Annotated in this window: 4 protein-coding genes; all 4 read left to right on the top strand. The window is 72.4% G+C overall.

Translation table 11 applies throughout. The features are described 5' to 3' along the window. A partial coding sequence (locus G6020_RS10320) for an FAD-dependent oxidoreductase (protein WP_182610559.1) occupies positions 1-989 on the top strand: 989 nt, incomplete at its 5' end. After that, the gene (locus G6020_RS10315; protein ID WP_182610558.1) at positions 986-1,468 is read left to right on the top strand and encodes an SRPBCC family protein; all 483 of its coding nucleotides are present in this window, start codon (positions 986-988) and stop codon (positions 1,466-1,468) included. The genes G6020_RS10320 and G6020_RS10315, both read left to right, overlap by 4 nt. Continuing rightward, a complete protein-coding gene (locus G6020_RS10310; RefSeq protein ID WP_182610557.1) occupies positions 1,465-2,154 on the top strand; it encodes a class II aldolase/adducin family protein in 690 nt (229 codons plus the stop codon). The genes G6020_RS10315 and G6020_RS10310 overlap by 4 nt, the downstream gene beginning before the upstream one ends. After that, positions 2,151-3,095, top strand: coding sequence for a sugar kinase (locus G6020_RS10305; RefSeq protein ID WP_182610556.1), 945 nt, complete (start codon positions 2,151-2,153; stop codon positions 3,093-3,095). Before G6020_RS10310 ends, G6020_RS10305 begins: the two co-directional genes overlap by 4 nt. The last annotated feature ends 15 nt before the right edge of the window (positions 3,096-3,110 follow it).

Here is a 3,110-nt window from a genome sequence, read left to right as displayed (position 1 = left end):
CGTGGGAGCATCCCGACGCGGGCCGGTTGGACGCGCAGAGTCTCGCCACCTGGCTGCGGCGCGGCGCGATCGGCGCCGGCGGGGTCGAGTTGATCGACACCCTCCTCGGTTCGGCGTTCGGGGCCGCGGCGTCCGAGGCCTCGGCGCTGTACGGCCTGGCGTATGTCGCGGGCGCGGGTGACGAGATCCACCCGGGCTCACTGGACCGGATGATCGGCGTGGCCGGCGGGGCCCAGGAGTCCCGGGTCGTGGGCGGTTCGCAGGTGATCTCGCAACGCATGGCCGAGGAACTGGGCGACTCCGTCACCCTCGGCGCCCCCGTCCGGCGGATCGAACACCGTGCCACGGGGGTCACCGTCACCACCGACGCGGGGTCCTTCGACGGCGAGGAGGTGATCGTGACCGCGCCACCCCACCTGGCCGCCGAGATCGAGTGGAGCCCGTCGCTGCCCGCCCACCAGGACGCCCTGTTCCGCAGGATGGCCTTCGGCACCCTCATGAAGTGTGAGGCGATCTACGAGCGCCCGTTCTGGCGGGAGGACGGACTCTCCGGCCAGGGCGTCTTCCGCGGGGGCGGTACCCCGGTGTGCTCGATGTTCGACAACACCCCGCCGAGCGGCTCACCCGGGATCCTCATGGGGTTCGTGGGGGGAGCGGGGTGGCGGAAGTGGGCGCCCCGTCCGGCCCGGGAGCGCGGCGGGGCGGTCCTGCAGAGTTTCGCCCGGGTGGTCGGGCCCGCGGCGCTGGCGCCTGTCGGATACTTCGAGAAGGACTGGACCGCGGAACGCTGTACCCGGGGTGGCCCGACCGCTGTCCTCGGCCCCGGCGTCCTGACCACGCTCGGTCAGTGGCGCGACCGGCCGCTCGGCCGAGTGCACTGGGCCGGTGCCGAACACTCCGACTACTGGAACGGCTACATGGACGGCGCGGTCCGCTCCGGGGAGGCCGCCGCCCGCGCCGTGATCGCACACTCAGGAGGACATCCGTGACACGTCTGACCGTTTCCGTACAGCAGCGACTCGCAGCCCCGGTCGAGGACATCTGGGCCGTGATCGACGACACCTCCCGGTACGCCGAGTGGGTCGACGGGGCCCTGGAGGTCACCGCCCACCACGGTGCGGCGACCGTGGGCGAGACCTATTCCGAGCGGAACCGGACGATCGGGCCGCTCACGACGCGGTCCGTGTGGACGGTGGGGAAGGTCGAGCCGCGGTCCCTCAGGGTCGACTCCGGGACCGGGTTCGCGCCACTGCACGACATGGTCAACACCTTCCGCTTCGAGCCGCTGGGCGCCGAGGCCACCCTGATGACGTACCGGGTCGACTGCCGGGTCGGGCTCGGCCCCCTCGGCCGCCTCGTCGCGCCGGTTCTCGAGAAGTCGCTCACCGGCCAGTTCCGCCGGTCCATGACGACGCTCGAGAGCGTCGTGCACGCCGAACGCGGCATCGATCAGGCTGGTGGGCTGTGACGACGGAGTCGTCGGGATCCCGTGGGCAGTCGTCGCGGGCCCGCGAGCACGTCGCCGCCACCGCCAGGCGACTGGCGGCCGAGGGACTGCTCATCGGCACCGCCGGAAACGTCTCGGCCCGGGTGGACGACGGGCGGATCGCCGTGACCGGCACCGGGGTGGTCCTGGCCGACTGCCGTGCCGAGGACGTCACCGTGGTCGGCGCGACGGGCGAGCACGTGGACGGCCGACTGGCGCCGACCTCCGAGCTCGGGCTGCATCTGGGGATCTACTCAGGTACTCAGGCGGGGGCCGTCGTCCACACCCACGCCCCGTTCTCCACCGCCGTCTCCTGCGTGACCGGGATGGACGTGCTGCCCGTGCTGCACTACCAGCAGTTGCTGCTGGGCGGGGAGATCCGGGTGGCGCCCTACGCGACCTTCGGAACCCCCGAGCTCGCCGACCTCGTCGTGGACGGCCTGCGCGACCGGCAGGCGGTCCTGATGGCCAACCACGGCTCGGTGACGGTGGGATCCTCCCTCGACAAGGCCCTCGACAACGCGCTGTTGCTGGAGTGGCTGGCGGCCCTGCACGTCCGCGCGAGTGGGGTGGGCACACCACGACCCCTCACCGAGGCGCAGCAACACGACGCGGTCGTCCAGGCGATCACCCTCGAGTACGGAACCACCAAGGAGAGCCCGCAATGACCGACATCTCATCCATGACGATCGCGACGGTCGGAGTGCACGTCCTCGACGTCCACGCGATCGGGATCGAGTCCATCCCGGAGGGCTCCGCCGGGGCCCTCGTGGACACCATCGCCTTCTCACCGGCCGGGACCGCGGGGGGCACCGCGGTGGTGCTCAGCCGCCTCGGGGCCGGGGTCCGCAGCATCGGTGCGGTCGGCGCCGATTCGATCGGGCGCACCCTGACGACCCTGTTGAGCGGGGAGGGGGTCGACACCGGCCGCCTGGTGACCAAGGCGGACGCACAGACGTCCGCCTCGGTGATCCCCGTGCGCCCCAACGGGGACCGGCCGGCGTGGCACTGCATCGGCGCGAACGGCGTGTTCACCCTGGACGACATCGCCGACGACGCGCTCGAGGGGCTCACGCATCTGCACCTGGGTGGGCCGGAGTTCCTGGGCGGCCCGGCGGCCGACGAGCTGCTCGCCCGTGCCCGTGAGAAGGGGATCACCACGTCGGTCGACATCCTGGCCGACGGCGACCCCGGAATGCTCGAGTGGATCGCGGACGCGCTACCGCACGTGGACTACCTGCTGCCCAACGACGACCAGGTCCGCGGCTTCACCGGCGCCGACACGCTGGCAGAGGGCGCGCGCATGCTGATCGAGCGCGGGGTCGCGTGCGTGGCCCTCACCGCGGGCGCCGACGGCGCGCTCGTCGTGACACCGGACGAGACCATCGCGGTACCCGCCTTCGCGATCGACGTCGTCGACACCACCGGCTGCGGGGACTCGTTCTCCGCCGGATTCCTGGTGGGGCGTCATCTCGGTCGCGACCTGCAGGGCTCCGCCGTCCTCGGCTGCGCGGTCGCGGCCCAGGTGGCCCGGGGGCTCGGGACCACCGCCGGCAGCTACGACCTCGATTCGGTGGTCGAGTTCGCCCGATCGGCTCCGACCGGCTGACCGCGAGGGCCGGCC

This window comes from Dietzia sp. B19, from assembly GCF_014145155.1.
GTDB classification, from domain to species: domain Bacteria; phylum Actinomycetota; class Actinomycetes; order Mycobacteriales; family Mycobacteriaceae; genus Dietzia; species Dietzia natronolimnaea.
The sequence above is the reverse complement of the archived record's forward strand: the minus strand, read 5'-3'. Positions and strand labels throughout refer to the sequence as shown.

What these genes read in the sequence shown, in the direction of transcription:
- G6020_RS10305 (WP_182610556.1), top strand. Translation starts at nt 2,151, where the DNA reads ATGACCGACATCTCATCCATGACGATCGCGACGGTCGGAGTGCACGTC.